Origin of the sequence: Enterococcus sp. 2G9_DIV0600 (genome assembly GCF_002140615.1) — a bacterium.
Classification (GTDB): domain Bacteria; phylum Bacillota; class Bacilli; order Lactobacillales; family Enterococcaceae; genus Enterococcus_D; species Enterococcus_D innesii.
In genome coordinates this window covers 506,478-521,697 of record NZ_NGLL01000001.1, presented here as the reverse complement: position 1 = coordinate 521,697, position 15,220 = coordinate 506,478, and the positions used below count along the sequence as shown (strand labels likewise).

Below are 15,220 nucleotides of genomic sequence, written 5' to 3'. Positions count from 1 at the left end.
TCCTTTTCTTCCAGCAGTTCTTATAGGTAGACTGGCTCACCGGTTTGCGATGATTTGTAGATCGCTTCTAAAATCTCCGTCACGACCATTGCTTCTTCAGGTTTGACCACTGGTTCGGTATCGTTGATGATCGCATGGATCCACGATTGTGCTTCTAAAATTTCTGGCGTCTCCCCGTTTCCTTCATAAAAATCAACGCCGCCTGTTTCAAGTTCGATATTTTTTTCATACAGCAAGCTGTGGTCTTCCCCATTGATGGTCAAACCGTTGTTCATATCCGCACCGGCTTTGCTACCCATCAGTGTCGTTTTGGCTTCTTTCACGTCCAAACTGTTGAGTGCCCAGCTGGCTTCTAAGAAAATCGTTGCGCCATCTTCCATGACCACAAAACCAAAGGCCGAATCTTCTACTGAGAATTTCTCTGGGTCCCAAGGGCCCCAAGCATTTGCGGCATTTTTGGTTTGTGACAACTCATGATACGCTTTTCCGACAACAAATTTTGGTTTGTAATTGTTCATCATCCATAAGGTCAGATCCAATGCGTGGGTACCGATATCGATCAACGGACCGCCGCCTTGCGCCTCTTCATCAAGGAAAACACCCCAAGTTGGCACAGCCCGACGACGGATCGCATGAGCTTTCCCAAAATAAATGTTTCCTAATTGTCCTTCGGCGCACACTTCATGAAGATAACGAGAATCTTTTCTGAAACGGTTTTGGTAGCCGATCGTGAGTTTTTTTCCTGTTCTATTGGCTGCTTCGATCATTGCTTTGGCTTCTGCCGCTGTTTTTGCCATTGGTTTTTCACACATGACATGACAATCCGCTTCTAGTGCGGCAATCGTCAACTCAGCGTGTGAGGCGTTTGGTGTACACACATGGATCACATCTAGATCAGCTTGTGCCAACATCTCTTGATAATCGCTGAATACTTGGGCATCTTCGGTCCCAAATGCTGATTTCGCTTCAACTGCACGTTCAACCAGCAGATCACAAAAGGCAACCATTTCTACTTCTTCTACTTGAGACAAGGCAGGCATGTGCTTGCCGTTTGCGATCCCACCGCACCCAATGATTCCAACTTTAACTGTCATATCTTTCCTCCTGAAAACGCTTATTATTTTCTACCCCCTCATTATAGCGAAACATCGAAAGCAGTTCTTCCCAGTTTCCATTGAAAAAATTCCCGAAAATTATCTTATGAAACTTTAACAAAAAGAACCACTCCACAATTTATGCAAAGCGCTTAAAAAAACACTATCGAGAAAAAAATAGTGCCAAATTGACAAAAAAACAGTCGACAAGCAAAGGCTCATCGGCTGTTTCTATCAATTTTGATTCAGTTGTTTCTGGTACTGCAACGGTGATTGACCAACGGCTTCCTTAAAGACATGGTGAAATGTTTTAACACTGGCAAAACCTGCTTTTTCAGCGACTTCTGCCATGGGGATCTTTTCATTGGCCAAGATAAATTTGGCTTGATTGATGCGGTATTCCGTCAAAAACTGCATGAAGGTCTTGCCAGTATTGGTTTTAAAGAAACGCGTGAAATAATGGGGACTAAACCCTACATGTCTTGCGGTGTCCTCCATCGTCAAGACTTCTTGGTAATGAGATTCGATGTACTCAAAGACATCATTCAGACGCTGCAAGGTTTCTTTGTATTGTGCGGCCGTTCGTTTTAGCGGATTGACGGCTTGTTTGCGCTTAGGCAAACCTTGATAGCACTCCCCGATCAACTGGTAAAGCAGCCCGAGAGTCAAATAACGCATCCCAACAACATTTTCCTCTTCCAACTGATACAACTCGATCAAGAGACCTGTTATTTTTTCCGTAAAACTCGTTGGCCAATTTTTGCTGTGGGGCTCCCCTTCTTCAAAGAGTGTCATCAAGGATACTTCATTTTCTCGAAGCAACGGCTCTTCAAAAAGCTTCATATCAAATTGATAGACATAGCGTTCACTCTCAGGCGATGCTAGAAAATAGTGGGGTTGCCCGCTGGAAAAAAGATACAGATCCCCTTCCTCCAACTCAATGATCGTATCGTCAACACCAATATTGACCGTGCCGCGCTTAGCGTAAATGATCTCGATTTCTTTATGGACATGGGGGTAAACGATGGTCAGACCATCATTTAGAAACGTTCGAAAACGAAATTCACTTTCAAATTCAGGAATTTCAAGGTACATACTCATGGCTGACCGACTCCTTCGCTCTATTCTTATTTATTATAAGCGAAAAATTGTCCAAGAGAAAACCTTTTCTCAGCCAATCATAGTTTCTTCTGCTTTTTTGTGGTATCGTATTCAAGAAAAGGAGTCTTGTTTATGAATTATTATGATCAACATCTGCATACATTTTTGTCTTTTGATTCAGATGAACAGTTTGAGAATTATCTTGCTTACCAGCCTGCCTACTTCGTTGCGACAGATCATTTCGATTTGAAGAACCCCTATTCGGGATTCCGTGATGATATTCCTGACTATGAATTACTAGTAAATACCCACCAGAAGCTGCAAGAGACCACAGCGACGAAACTCTTAAAAGGCATCGAGATTGGTGTCGTGCCTGGTCAAGAACAAGAAATCTTGCGCTATCTTGAAAGCCATCCCTATGACTTGAAATTGATCAGTATCCATCAAAACGGTACCTTTGATTATATGGACGATGCCGTGTTGAACAAGGACAAATTTGCAGTCGCCAAACAATACTTTGACCAAATGGCCCACGTGTTGGACTCGTTTTCTGACGGGCATATCGTGACCCACTTTGATTATGGCTTGCGTCGTTTCCAATTTACAGCTGAGGAATTGGCCGCCCATTTTGAAACAGAGTTAACGACGATCTTCAAAAAAATCGTTGCCCGTGACTTAGCGATGGAAATCAACGCGAAGAGCTTTGGCCCCTATCAAAATGCCCACCTTTATCAATATGCTATCCCGCTGTATCAAAGTGTCGGTGGTAAATTGTTCACCCTCGGCTCTGATGCCCATAAAGCCAGTGACTATCGGTTAGATTTTGCAGCGATGAGCGATCTATTGCGTTCCTTTGGTGTCAATCAATTAGCGGTCTTTCAAGGTAGTGAACGGTTTATGGCGAATCTGCCTGCTCAATAGCGTCACCTTTGAAAGCACTCTACAACAACACATTTTCAATAAATGGACAAAAAAACGGCGAACCCTAAAAGGATACGCCGTTTTTGCATTTTAAGAACAGATTTACTTAGGTTATTCCGCTGCTAAAATATCTTCCTTGGCATGGATCATTTGAGTCAAAAAGTCGCAATAAGGCGTTGGTACTTGGTACTTGCGGCCTTTTCGTGAGATTGCGCCATTGATATAATCGATTTCGGTTTTGCGATGATTATTGATCAAATCTTGATACATGGATGGATAGTGCATTCCGATGCCTTCTGGGTCATAGGTTTCCTCAATATGGTGGACTACTTCGGATACATCCAGTTCAACAGATTCATAGGCAGCAACTGCCGCAAATTCTTCCACGATCGTTTGGACCATCGCACGCGCCGTTGAGGTTTGTCCGAATTGGGCAATATTCACATTTAAAATCGAACACAAGCCATTTAGGGTGCCGTTGACACAGGCTTTGCGATAGATGGAGTAACGGATGTTCTCAGAATAAGACGCATTCAACCCAGCATCAGCCAAGACTGCCGCCAATTGACGGGCATCTTCTTCTTTCCCCGGTTCGATGTTTTGCAGTTCTACAGAACCATCCCCAAACAAACGAACATTACCAGGACCAATCAAGTCCGCCGTCCAAATGGTATTTCCTAAAAAGATTTTATCCGTGCTGACATATTTTTCAATCGTGTCCTCATGACCGATCCCGTTTAATAAGCATAAGACTTTCGTTTGCTCTCCGATCATCGGTTTGATCGTTTGCATCATTTGATCCAGTTGCATCGCTTTAGTAAAGACCAGGATCAAGTCTGCTTGTACAGTCGTTGGGATCTCATTTTGCGAATAGATCGAAAAAGGGACTGCGATCTCTTCACCGTTTAAGTTTGCTCGTAATCCGTGTTCACGGATCGCTTCGATATGCGCAGGCCAGCCGTCGATTAACGTGACGTCATTTCCGCCTCTTTTTAGCATAATAGCAAAACGGCTGCCCATAGCACCTGCACCAGCAATAACAATTTTCATCTGAATTCCTCTTTCCTCTTCCACAATTAGGTATAGTTTACTCTAAAATCGTGAAATATGCGAGAGCCTTGCGTTTTTTCTCAATAGGAAAGAAAAAAGAACGATTGGAATAGTTAGATTTTTCAGATAATTAAAAAACAATCGTTTCCAATTCTGTCCATTCAAAAAAGCCGCACGGAAGGTGGAAAAACTGACTGAGCTAAGCCAGTTTTCGGACTCACGTGCGACTCTTTTAATCATTCATTTCCTGTGAAACAGTTGTCGGTTTAGGCAGTGACTGTTTCATTTTTTGGTGCAAAGTTTTTTAACCGTTCAGCTTTTTCTGCTTCTGTGATTCCATGTTGCTCCACGTAACGGTTGTGTTCGTGGATGGCACAATCATAGCTGCAGGCACCTAAATGGGCAGCCTGATTTTCCTCAGAAGTTAAGAATTGGCGATTGCATTCTGGGTTGGCACAGTTTACATAGCGCTCGCAAGGTGTCCCATCAAACCAGTCGCGGCCGATGACTTTTTTATCTACATGATTGATTTCCACACTGATGCGTTCATCAAAGACGTACATTTTCCCATCCCAAAGCTCGCCTTGAACTTCTGGGTCATTCCCATAAGCAAAGATACCGCCATGGAGTTGGGCCACATCTTCAAAGCCTTCTCGCAGCAGCCAGCCTGAGAATTTTTCACAACGGATACCACCAGTACAATAAGTAACGACTTTTTTATCCATGAATTTTTCTTTATTATCGATGATCCATTGCGGCAACTCACGGAAGCTGCGGATATCGGGACGAACGGCTCCTCGGAAATGGCCTAAATCATATTCATAATCGTTACGGGCATCGATCACCACGGTATCTTCATCTAACAACGCTTCTTTGAACGCTTTAGGATCTAAATATTTTCCAGTCATTTCTAATGGATCGATGTCGTCTTCAAGGTTCAATGAAACCAATTCTTTGCGCGGACGAACGAATAGCTTTTTAAACGCATGTTCTTCTACTTCGTCGATCTTATAAAAAATCCCTTTAAAACGGGGATCAGCTTCCATTTTTTCCATATAGCGATCCGTTGCTTCAACCGTTCCAGAAAGTGTGCCATTGATCCCTTCATTGGCTACTAAAATACGGCCCTTGATGCCAATTTCTTTTCCAAATGCTAAATGCTCCTTGGCGAAGCTTTCCGGATCTTCAATTGTTGTGTATTTATAAAATAATAAAACGCGGTATGTCAAACCAATTCCTCCTTTTTTTTGCACCCTACAGTATAGGTTATCACGTGACAAAAAACGAGTTTTATGCTTGTACCTTTTCACACAATCTTTTTCTTTTATAAACAGTTTCATTGATTGGTTTTATTGAGCTCTGCCACGAAAAAAGCTGTGACTTGATCCATCGTTTCTCCACGAACCAGATGGCGTTCTTCTCGCGAGATAAACTGCAAATTTGCTTCTGGATTTTCTGCCACAAAGGCTTCCACATCACCATAAGGAATTTTCTCGTCTTGGGTACCATGCCAAAACAAAAGAGGACGCTGTCCCAATTTCTCTGGTTGAGAAGACAGATCGTAAGCATCCATCCAGCTTAAAAGCTGACCATAATCCTCGGGTACAAAGAACCCAGCAGCGCCAGCGTGCATTTGGATGCGGCCACGGTATTTCAACATGGAAGGAGAACCCATGATACAAGCTGCCGCTGTGATTTCTGGATGCTGGCACAATAAACCGCACGTGGTCATCCCTCCCATGGAGACTCCGCCAACTGCGATCTGACCGTTGACCAAACCAAGATTTTCAAAAAAATCGACTAAGTAAGAAAACTCAAATAGATTGGTTTGGATACTTTGCCAAAAAGTTAAAGAAGGAATCTCCGATAGCTGGGTCTTACGCTCCCCATGATTGGCTGCATCTGGCAAGACCACCCGAAAACCTTCTCTAGCCAACTTTCTGCCTTGTGTCAACACTAATTCTTTACTCGTCTGCCAGCCATGGTAGTAAATAATCAATGGCAGCGGCTCATAAATCATTTCTTCTGGTACAACTTCTAAGACCGGAATATTTCCGATTTTTCTTTTTCGAACAGCTAATTTCATTCTTTTCCACCTCAGCTTAAGTATACAAAAAGTCGCCAAAAGCGCCACTGATACGCTGTAAAAAAAGATCATACCCGAAGAGTATGATCTTTTTTTATTTATGAATGTAAGACCGCTTCTCGAGCCAACGCCAAACAACCGAGGGTTCCAGCGTTGTCTTCTAATGCTGGGGTCACGATATATTTGCTTAACTCAGGTGTTTCGACATACCCATTGACCAATTTTGCAAATGCGTCGTGGACGTTTTGCAGCATATGGCGTTGTTTCATCACACCACCACCAAAAATGATCACATCTGGAGAAAACATCAAGGTTGTATTGTAGGCACATTGAGCAATATAGGAGGCTTCGATTTCCCAATAAGGATCATCTTCTGCAACCTCTTGTCCTTTTTTCCCTAAGCGTTTTTCGATGGCTGGTCCAGCTGCCATCCCTTCTAAACAGTTGCCATGAAATGGACAGCTGCCAGCAAAGTCATCTTCTGGATGAGGGACGACCAGCATATGCCCCATTTCTGGATGACTAAAGCCTTCGATAAAGCGCCCTTCTTGTAAAGCCCCGCCGCCAACACCTGTACCGATCGTGTAATAAACGACACTACTCAATCCTTTGCCACTGCCGAAGACATACTCACCATAGGCAGCCGCATTGACATCTGTTGTCCAAGAAATCGGGATCGGAAATTCTTTTTTCATGGTACCGATGAAATCAAAATTTTGCCATGCCAATTTCGGGGTCGAGGTAATGTACCCATAAGTGGCAGAATCGCGATGGATATCGATAGGCCCAAATGAGCCAATCCCAATCCCTGCTAAATCTGCTTGGTATTGTTTGAAGAAACCAATGACTAAAGGCATTGTTTCCTCAGGTGTCGTTGTCGGAAAGCTCACTCTTTCCTTGATTGTCATTTCTTCATCGCCAATGGCGCACACAAATTTTGTGCCGCCTGCTTCAATCGAACCGTATAACATGCACATCGCTCCTTTTTTTCTAACTACTTGTTGAACTTGACGCTGCGGCATCATCTGCTTTGACGCGATCGATGGCTACCACTAATGCAATGATCAGGTCATCTAGATCTTCTTCATAGATCACAACTTCATAGGTATCGCCCCAAGAGATCCATTTTTTGTGGATCTCTGCGATTCGCTTACCGTTGCGGTTGACCACAAAATCCATATCCCACCAATTGCCGTCCACATCGATGCCTTCTGCACTGATGGAATAGCGGGCTTTAAAAAATGTGAAATGTTTTTCTAAAACGATCGCTTCTTGGCCGTGGACTTCCACAAAAAATTTTGGTAATAAACTGAACACTTTTTTGGTGATCTCCGCGATCGGTCGCTGCTGCTCATTGAAGATCGTAAAACTTTTCGGGATCTTAAAAAAACTGCCTTCGACATAATAGCGAGGGTTTTGTAAGTCATCGGTCACGGTAAATTTTTCGCCGATGCTGAAAACCTTCTGTTTGATGTAAAGTTTCTTCAAATGCTACACTCCTTTCTCTTTGACATCGCCCGTATTGATCACCGGCTGCGTGCCTTTATCGGTAATGATCGACACCAATAAATTATTGATCAGTTGGACTTTGCGGTCATCTGTGAAATTGATGTCCTGTCCGTCTTCGATTTGTTCTAACGCCATTTGTGTCATGGAGACGGCCCCTTCAACAATGATTTGCCGTGCTGATAAAATTGCTTTAGCTTGTTGGCGCTGCAACATCGCACTAGCGATCTCAGTCGCATACGCGAGGTGATTTAAGCGGGTCTCCAAGACTTCGACCCCGGCAACAGCCAATCGTTCTTGCAATTCTTTTGCCAGTTCTTCCGAAACTTCATTGGTATTGCCTCGCAACGTCAGATCATCGTCATTGAACGTGTCATACGGGTATTGCGTCGCAATATGACGAATCGCTGTTTCACTTTGGATCTCAATGAAATCTTGGTAATAATCGACATCAAACAATGCTTTCGCCGTATCTACGACTTTAAAAACCACCACCGCCGAGATCTCGATCGGGTTTCCGTCTGAATCATTGACCTTCAACAGCGAACTGTTAAAGTTACGAACTTTCAATGAAACATTGATTTTTTGGGTTAAGGGGGTTGTCACAAACAAGCCGTTGTCTTTAATGGTTCCTAAATATTGCCCAAAAAAGAGGATCGCTTTGGCTTGGTTGGGTTGTACGATCGTTAACGAACTAAGGAAAAGAAACGAAACGATCCATAAAAGAATACTGAGAACGATTTCGAGAACGCTCTCATTTACGAACCCATGATAAAACAAATAACCGCCGCCAACTAATAACCCGATCAGCACAACTAGTGCTAAATACCCATTCACATGAAATGTCTGTTTTTCTGTCATTTTTATTCCTTCCCTTCTTGCTCTTATCTTACCTTGGTTAAAGCCGCTGTGCAAATGTTCTTGCGCATATCAGGGACGATTCCCAATCAAGCTATTTTGTTTTCTGCAACTTTCCCGTTACAATTAAGGTAGGACAAAATTTTTCACAAAAAAGGAGTAATTCTTATGGCACAAAAAATTGACTTAGAAACGAGTAAATGGTCGTTGGAATCGATCATTAAAACGGTCGGCACCGATCTTTCCTCTGTTGTAGAGGTACAAAACAAAGATGGCATTGACGTTGTAGTGATCTCGAAAGACGAGTGGCAACATCTTTTGGAATTACTCGATGCACGTCATGCAGAAGGCTATCGGTTGGAGCAAGAGCTTCCTGAAGAAATTTTAGTTGACGTTGCCGATACCGACAACCAATACACCGAAGAAGGCGAGTTAGAAATGGAGCTGCCTGAGCGTGTGCATCCAGCACCAGATTTTGAACTCGATTCAGAAGAAATCGTTGAAAGTGATGACGTACTAGATTAAACAAAAAAGCAAAACGGCCACGGGCACGTTTTGCTTTTTTTATAGCTCTTTTTCCTGCTTTTTGGTAATGACCGCTTGCAATCGTTCGATAGCAGGTTGCAATTCTTGCTGTGCTTCTTCTTCGGGTTCTAACTCTGCACACCGTTGCAGTCGCTCTAACCACATCTCTGGTTCTTTGACGCCCAACTGGCCAATGGCCCAATAAGCTGTCCCTCGAATCACTGGGCGCACGTCTTCTGTCGCACAGCGCCAAATCGCTGGCAAGGCACTGCGGTCTCCCACATTGGCTAAGGCGATGATGGCATTACGCTGCAGCGGTTTTTTCCCCCGCCAAGAGCCAGATAGATGGCCAAATTGTTCTTTGAAGGCTTTGTTTGATAAAGACAGCATCGGTTGCAGTTTTGGATAAACGGTATCGACTTCGGGCTCCATCTCTTGATGAAAATGGAAGTCCTTCCCCCGATTATAAGGGCAGACCAGCTGACAAATATCGCAACCGTAAATCACGTTATGCATCTTTTTGCGGTACTCTTCTGGCATCATGCCCTTCGTCTGGGTTTGATAGGATAAACAGCGCTGGGCATTCATCCGACCATCGCCCAATAACGCTTTGGTGGGGCAAGCCGTCACACAACGCATGCAATCCCCACAACCAAACGGGACTTCTTCATCTGGTTCAAGAGAGATATTAGTGACGATCTCCCCGAGATAAACAAACGAACCAAACTCTTCTGTGATCAGCAAACCATTACGACCGATAAAGCCAAGACCCGCCCGCTGCGCTGCCGCCACATCCACCAATTCCCCTGTATCGACTTGCGGTGCGAAACGCCATTCGACTTGTTCTTCCATCGTTTGCGCTTGTTCTTTGATAAAGGCGATCAAGCGATCCAACCGTTCTCGCAAAATATCATGGTAATCGATGCCCCACGAGGCACGGGCAAACATGCCACGTTTTTCATCCCGCGGGACTTTCTCTTTGATTTTTGTCGGATAAGCTAAAGCGATCGCAATGATCGTTTGCGGATTTTCAAATGTCCGTTCAGGATAGATACGCTCTTCGATCACGGGATGCTCAAAACCAGAGGTATGGCCTTTGGCTTTTTGTTCCCGCAAGGAAGGCTCCAATGCCAAAAACGGCTCCGCTGAAGCAAACCCGATCTTGTCGATGCCAAGCCGCTTGCTTTCTGCAATAATTTTTTCTTTTAAAGACATGCTCGCTACCCTCTTTTGTCCGCTAAGCATCTGCTTCTCGGCTTTTTCTCTTCCCCTATTATACGTAAGCACCAGAAAAAAGTCGATGGTGCGGTTTGTTCCCCCCGTTTTTTTCTTTCTTTAAAAGAACACGTGTTGATTGTTTAAGATTTTAATTAATTTTATCGCTATTTTCCTCGCAACGATTGCATTGAATTTTTCGAATGCTAGACTAGATAAAGGAATCAGAAAGAAATGAACAAATGAAATGGAGATGCTTATGACTCAATTACCCACCGGCTTGACTGCAGCAGAAGTCGCCAAGAAAACCCAAGAGGGGCTGCACAATGATTATGAAACCAAAACCAGTAAATCAACTGCTGCGATCATCAAGGACAATTTACTGACGTTATTCAATTTTCTCAACCTATTGATTGGCGTTTTTTTATTTGCCGTAGGCGCCTATTCCAACATGTTCTACTTAGCGATTATTTTTGTGAATATCACCATTGGGATCAGCCAAGAATTGCACGCACGTAATTTAGTAAAAAAACTCTCACTTGTTTCACCGCAAACGGTACGAGTGATTCGAGATGGTCAAACCCATGAGATTTCAGCCAAAGAATTGGTCTTAGAAGACTCAGTCATTCTTGGTGCTGGGGACCAAATCCCCGCTGATATGACGGTGCTTTCTGGACTAGTCGAAGTCAATGAAGCGATGCTGACTGGTGAAGCCGATCTGGTTGTCAAAGAAGCAGGTGCTTCCTTACTCTCAGGAAGTTTCATCGTCAGCGGTGAAGTGACAGGAAAAGTCATTCATGTCGGTGCAGAAAACTACGCAGCGAAACTAAGCAATGAGGCGAAGGTCCACAAACCGATCCGCTCTGAGCTGCTTGCTTCGATCCGTAGTGTATCCAAATTCACCAGCTATGTGATCGTTCCTTTAGGGGTGATTTTGTTCTTCCAAGCCTTTATGATGCGAGATGCTGGGATCAAGGAATCCGTCGTCGTTTCTGCCGCTGCCTTATTAGGAATGTTACCAAAAGGACTTGTCCTGCTGATCAGTATCGCCTTGACGACAGGTGTCATTAAATTGGCCAAAAAACGGATTTTGGTCCAAGACATGTATGCCGTTGAAACCCTGGCGCATGTCGATACCCTTTGTCTGGATAAGACGGGGACGTTGACGGAAGGCCATATGGTTCTCGAATCGATCGTTCCTCTCCAAGCCGACAGCGACCCTAACATGCTCTTAGGGAATTATTTGGCAGCCAGCACAGATAACAATTTGACGATGCAAGCATTGCGTCAAGGCTGCCCTGAGCTAACGGATCATCAGCCGATCGAAGTCGCTGCCTTTTCTTCACAGCGCAAATGGGGTGCTGTGGCTTTTGAACATCTAGGAAATGTCTATCTTGGCGCACCTGAAAAAGTCGCTGGCTCTGCTGCCTTGCCGCAAGTCAAAAAAGCGCAAGAAGCAGGTCTTCGGGTGTTGATTTTAGCTGTAGAGACCGATCCAAAAGCGCCAGCATCCTTTGACCCAACCAACGCACAAGCGGTGGCTGTCTTGATTTTATCCGATATCATCCGCCAAAACGCAGAAGAAACCTTGGCTTACTTAGCGGATCAAGGCATCGATCTAAAAGTGATCTCTGGCGATAATCCAATAGCTGTCGCAGCGATCGCCCATCGTGCAGGTCTTGCGAATGCCGATCAAGCTATCGATCTTTCTACCTTAACGACCGAAGCAGAAGTCCGAGAAGTTGCGACACGCTATACGGTATTTGGTCGTGTGACCCCTGAACAAAAGAAACTACTTGTCCAAGAATTAAAAGCCAATCAACGGACCGTTGCCATGACGGGCGATGGCGTCAATGATGTGTTGGCGTTACGAGAAGCCGACGTCAGCATTGCAATGGCTGCTGGCGACAGTGCGGCTCGTCAAATCGCTAACTTTGTCTTATTGGATTCTGACTTTACTACGTTGCCAGATGTTTTATTTGAAGGACGCCGCGTCGTCAATAACGTCACCAAAGCGTCGGGAATCTTCTTTATCAAGACGATTTACAGCTTCTTGCTCTCTTTGGTTTGTATCCTGACATCCAGCGCCTTTCCGTTCTTGCCGATCCAAATCACATTGATCGACTTAGCAATTGAAGGCTATCCTTCTTTCTTCCTTTCTTTTGAAGAAAACAAAGCACCAATCAAGGGGCGCTACTTGCCGACGGTCTTACTCAATGCGTTGCCAAATGCCTTGTTGGTGTTAGTCAATTACTTTGCGATCCGCTTTTTACAAACCGACTACGGTTGGTCGCAATTTGATACAACGACCTTGTTGTACTATTTGTTGATCGGGATCAGCTGTATCGCTGTGATTCGCGCTTGCTTGCCATTAAATCCATTGCGATTGTTCTTAGCGATTACCACTACCGTGGGGATCTATGTCGCAGCAATGCTCTTCCACGGGTTGCTGGAAGTCGGTTTCTTGACCGCCGTAACCTTGCCTTACTTCCTTGGCATGATGGCATTGAACATCTGCCTGTACGTGGGGCTTTCTTTCCTAACGAAGCGCTTTTCAGCCAAAATGCTTGTTAAACAATCCTAACCAATTCTGCCGCATCGTCTTTCTTTATCCAGAAAGACGATGCTGTTTTTTTGTCCTCTCCATAGGTGCAACCATACAAGAAGAAAGAAATTTGGTATACTGAACCTGTAGGCGGTTTCAACAAGGACGGTGTTTCTTTGGAAAAGGCAACCCCCTTGTCAAACAGCCAAATTTAATCAGAAAGTGTTGGTGAAATTGGATGAAAAAAAGTATTTTACTCGTTTCTCACAGTCAGCAACTCACCGAAGGATTAAAACAGATGATCGAAGAAATGGCTGATGGCGAGTCAGTCACGATCTATTCTTTAGGCGGGACAGCAGAAGGAGAGCTGGGTTCTGACGCCACGAAAATCGTGGATGCCGTCAACGAATCCGCAGACGCTGAACTGATCTTAGTCTTTGCCGATCTAGGCAGTGCCGTTTTGAATGCCGAACTTGCATACGACATGCTGGAACCTCAGCAACAAGAACGCTATCACCTGATCGACGCGCCACTGGTGGAAGGTGCCTTTGCTGCAGCGATCACCGCTGGTTTCAGTGATGATTTGGCGCAAATCGTTGCAGAAGCAAAAAAAGCAGCCGAGAAAGGATGGCATGAAGCATGAAAAAAATCATTAATGATCCCTCAATGATCGTAGAAGAAATGTTGGCCGGTATCGTAGGCAGTTATCCTGAACTGGTCCATCAAGTCGCCGACTCACGGGTGATCGCTAAGAATAATCAAAAAGAACAAGTCGGTCTTGTTTCTGGCGGTGGGAGCGGACATGAGCCGGCGCATGCTGGCTTTGTCGGTGATGGGATGCTTAGCGCCGCCGTTTTAGGCGATGTCTTCACCTCCCCGACCCCCGACCAGATTTTGACGGCTATCCAAGATTCTGATCAAGGACAAGGCGTCTTGCTGATCGTCAAAAACTATACTGGCGATATCTTGAACTTTGAGATGGCCAAAGATATGGCAGAAATGGAAGAGATCACGACGGAGATCGTGGTCGTGGATGATGATATCGCTGTTGAAAATAGCACCTATACTGCTGGCAAACGAGGAGTTGCCGGTACGGTCTTAGTCCACAAGATTTTAGGCGCAGCTGCTCGTAATGGTGCCAGCTTAAGCGAATTAAAAACATTGGGCGATGCCTTGGTTGCATCGATCAAAACCATTGGGGTCGCATTAAAAGCGGCAACAGTTCCTGAAGTTGGGAAACCAGGTTTTGACTTAGCCGATGATGAGATCGAGTATGGCGTGGGCATCCACGGCGAACCTGGTTACCGTCGTGAAAAACTGAAACCCTCACGTGAACTAGCACAAGAGTTGGTGGAAAAAATCTTAGCGGATTATGAAAAGACCCCAGAAAAAGTCGGTGTCTTGATCAACGGTATGGGTGGTACGCCGCAAATGGAGCTGTTCGTTTTTGCCAATGATGTCGCGAAATTACTCGCAGAAAAAGACATCCCTGTCTCCTTCCATAAAGTCGGCAATTTCATGACTTCCATCGATATGCAGGGACTTTCACTGACCTTGATCGACTTCAGCGAAACGGATCACACCGATGCGTTAAATGAAGCCGTCACAACAATAGCCTGGTAAAGGAGCGAATAAAGATGCAATTGACAACAGAAACGGTGCAAGCATGGTTAGATACCTTCACGAAAGAAATCGAAGCAAACAAAGCCTATTTGAGCGATTTAGATACACCGATCGGCGACGGAGACCATGGCAACAATATGGCACGCGGCGTATCTGCTTATCAAGAAGCTTATGCCAAACAACAGCCAACGACGATCAGTGATACCTTTAAAGTCTTCTCGATGGCAATGATCTCAAAAGTCGGCGGCGCTTCAGGTCCCCTTTATGGTTCGGCGTTTATGAATATGACCAAAGCAACGAAGGAACTAGAAACGATCGACTCCTTTGAACAATTAGGTACGATCGTTGAAGAAGGCTTGACGGGCATCAAAATGCGGGGAAAAGCTGAGTTTGAAGACAAAACGATGATCGATGTTTGGCAACCTGTCGCAGAAGCCTTGAAAAAAGGTGAATTGACCAAAGACACGATCGAAGCAGCGAAAGAACATACCAAAGAACTCGTTGCTAAAAAAGGCCGTGCCTCTTATGTTGGTGAACGTGCCATCGGTCATGTCGATCCCGGATCGGCTTCTAGTGCGATTTTGTTTGACTCACTATTAACGGTGATAGAAAAGAATTAAAAAACGCTGCTCTTACAAAGCACCGTTTAAGACAAAAGACAAACCTTATGATTACGTAAGGTTTGTCTTTTTCTTG

At 44.6% G+C, this 15,220-nt stretch carries 15 protein-coding genes; 6 read left to right on the top strand and 9 right to left on the bottom strand.

Annotated elements, in window-relative coordinates; translation table 11 throughout:
* Positions 1–20: 20 nt before the first annotated feature.
* Together A5870_RS02520 and A5870_RS02515 are read right to left on the bottom strand one after the other, a co-directional pair.
* Positions 21–1,094, bottom strand: coding sequence for a Gfo/Idh/MocA family protein (locus A5870_RS02520; protein ID WP_005228203.1), 1,074 nt, complete (start codon positions 1,092–1,094; stop codon positions 21–23).
* A 234-nt stretch (positions 1,095–1,328) separates the two neighbouring features.
* Entirely contained in the window at positions 1,329–2,195 is an 867-nt protein-coding gene (locus A5870_RS02515) for an AraC family transcriptional regulator (RefSeq protein WP_086291695.1), read from the bottom strand.
* 132 nt (positions 2,196–2,327) lie between these two features.
* Between A5870_RS02515 and A5870_RS02510 the strand changes: the two genes are divergently transcribed.
* Positions 2,328–3,116, top strand: a complete 789-nt coding sequence (locus A5870_RS02510; protein WP_086291694.1) for a PHP domain-containing protein — start codon at positions 2,328–2,330, stop codon at positions 3,114–3,116.
* A gap of 111 nt (positions 3,117–3,227) precedes the next feature.
* Here A5870_RS02510 and A5870_RS02505 read toward each other — a convergent pair whose 3' ends face one another.
* The 6 genes from A5870_RS02505 to A5870_RS02480 all read right to left on the bottom strand — a co-directional run bounded on the left by A5870_RS02505 (position 3,228) and on the right by A5870_RS02480 (position 8,619).
* On the bottom strand, positions 3,228–4,166 hold the full coding sequence (locus tag A5870_RS02505; protein WP_086291693.1) for a 2-dehydropantoate 2-reductase: 939 nt from the start codon (positions 4,164–4,166) through the stop codon (positions 3,228–3,230).
* 266 nt (positions 4,167–4,432) lie between these two features.
* Positions 4,433–5,395, bottom strand: coding sequence for an oxygen-dependent tRNA uridine(34) hydroxylase TrhO (trhO, locus tag A5870_RS02500; RefSeq protein WP_086291692.1), 963 nt, complete (start codon positions 5,393–5,395; stop codon positions 4,433–4,435).
* Between the two features lie 107 nt (positions 5,396–5,502).
* The gene (locus tag A5870_RS02495; protein ID WP_170924044.1) at positions 5,503–6,252 is read right to left on the bottom strand and encodes an alpha/beta fold hydrolase; all 750 of its coding nucleotides are present in this window, start codon (positions 6,250–6,252) and stop codon (positions 5,503–5,505) included.
* A gap of 98 nt (positions 6,253–6,350) precedes the next feature.
* Entirely contained in the window at positions 6,351–7,223 is an 873-nt protein-coding gene (scrK, locus tag A5870_RS02490) for a fructokinase ScrK (protein ID WP_086291690.1), read from the bottom strand.
* Between the two features lie 19 nt (positions 7,224–7,242).
* Entirely contained in the window at positions 7,243–7,740 is a 498-nt protein-coding gene (locus A5870_RS02485; RefSeq protein ID WP_005228181.1) for an LURP-one-related/scramblase family protein, read from the bottom strand.
* A gap of 3 nt (positions 7,741–7,743) precedes the next feature.
* On the bottom strand, positions 7,744–8,619 hold the full coding sequence (locus A5870_RS02480) for an SPFH domain-containing protein (protein WP_005228179.1): 876 nt from the start codon (positions 8,617–8,619) through the stop codon (positions 7,744–7,746).
* A 165-nt stretch (positions 8,620–8,784) separates the two neighbouring features.
* Here A5870_RS02480 and A5870_RS02475 point away from each other — a divergent pair, with 165 nt between their 5' ends.
* Positions 8,785–9,141, top strand: a complete 357-nt coding sequence (locus tag A5870_RS02475) for a hypothetical protein (protein ID WP_005228172.1) — start codon at positions 8,785–8,787, stop codon at positions 9,139–9,141.
* A 39-nt stretch (positions 9,142–9,180) separates the two neighbouring features.
* Here A5870_RS02475 and queG read toward each other — a convergent pair whose 3' ends face one another.
* Complete coding sequence (gene queG, locus A5870_RS02470; protein WP_005228165.1) at positions 9,181–10,356, bottom strand: tRNA epoxyqueuosine(34) reductase QueG; 1,176 nt, start codon at positions 10,354–10,356, stop codon at positions 9,181–9,183.
* A gap of 259 nt (positions 10,357–10,615) precedes the next feature.
* On the opposite strand from queG, the gene A5870_RS02465 reads away from it, so the two are divergent.
* The 4 genes from A5870_RS02465 to dhaL all read left to right on the top strand — a co-directional run bounded on the left by A5870_RS02465 (position 10,616) and on the right by dhaL (position 15,144).
* Positions 10,616–12,940 carry an HAD-IC family P-type ATPase gene (locus A5870_RS02465; RefSeq protein WP_086291689.1) on the top strand — a complete coding sequence of 775 codons (2,325 nt, stop codon included), beginning with the start codon at positions 10,616–10,618 and terminating at the stop codon, positions 12,938–12,940.
* 199 nt (positions 12,941–13,139) lie between these two features.
* On the top strand, positions 13,140–13,544 hold the full coding sequence (gene dhaM, locus A5870_RS02460; protein ID WP_005228160.1) for a dihydroxyacetone kinase phosphoryl donor subunit DhaM: 405 nt from the start codon (positions 13,140–13,142) through the stop codon (positions 13,542–13,544).
* A complete protein-coding gene (gene dhaK / locus A5870_RS02455) occupies positions 13,541–14,524 on the top strand; it encodes a dihydroxyacetone kinase subunit DhaK (protein WP_010750002.1) in 984 nt (327 codons plus the stop codon). Before dhaM ends, dhaK begins: the two co-directional genes overlap by 4 nt.
* Before the next feature lie 14 nt (positions 14,525–14,538).
* Complete coding sequence (gene dhaL, locus A5870_RS02450; protein WP_086291688.1) at positions 14,539–15,144, top strand: dihydroxyacetone kinase subunit DhaL; 606 nt, start codon at positions 14,539–14,541, stop codon at positions 15,142–15,144.
* Positions 15,145–15,220: the final 76 nt, after the last annotated feature.

Coding starts and splice junctions, on each gene's coding strand:
- A5870_RS02515 (WP_086291695.1), bottom strand. CDS start 2,195: ATGAGTATGTACCTTGAAATTCCTGAATTTGAAAGTGAATTTCGTTTT.
- A5870_RS02520 (WP_005228203.1), bottom strand. CDS start 1,094: ATGACAGTTAAAGTTGGAATCATTGGGTGCGGTGGGATCGCAAACGGC.
- dhaM (WP_005228160.1), top strand. CDS start 13,140: ATGAAAAAAAGTATTTTACTCGTTTCTCACAGTCAGCAACTCACCGAA.
- dhaL (WP_086291688.1), top strand. CDS start 14,539: ATGCAATTGACAACAGAAACGGTGCAAGCATGGTTAGATACCTTCACG.
- A5870_RS02465 (WP_086291689.1), top strand. CDS start 10,616: ATGACTCAATTACCCACCGGCTTGACTGCAGCAGAAGTCGCCAAGAAA.
- A5870_RS02495 (WP_170924044.1), bottom strand. CDS start 6,252: ATGAAATTAGCTGTTCGAAAAAGAAAAATCGGAAATATTCCGGTCTTA.
- A5870_RS02505 (WP_086291693.1), bottom strand. CDS start 4,166: ATGAAAATTGTTATTGCTGGTGCAGGTGCTATGGGCAGCCGTTTTGCT.
- scrK (WP_086291690.1), bottom strand. CDS start 7,223: ATGTTATACGGTTCGATTGAAGCAGGCGGCACAAAATTTGTGTGCGCC.
- A5870_RS02475 (WP_005228172.1), top strand. CDS start 8,785: ATGGCACAAAAAATTGACTTAGAAACGAGTAAATGGTCGTTGGAATCG.
- dhaK (WP_010750002.1), top strand. CDS start 13,541: ATGAAAAAAATCATTAATGATCCCTCAATGATCGTAGAAGAAATGTTG.
- A5870_RS02510 (WP_086291694.1), top strand. CDS start 2,328: ATGAATTATTATGATCAACATCTGCATACATTTTTGTCTTTTGATTCA.
- queG (WP_005228165.1), bottom strand. CDS start 10,356: ATGTCTTTAAAAGAAAAAATTATTGCAGAAAGCAAGCGGCTTGGCATC.
- A5870_RS02480 (WP_005228179.1), bottom strand. CDS start 8,619: ATGACAGAAAAACAGACATTTCATGTGAATGGGTATTTAGCACTAGTT.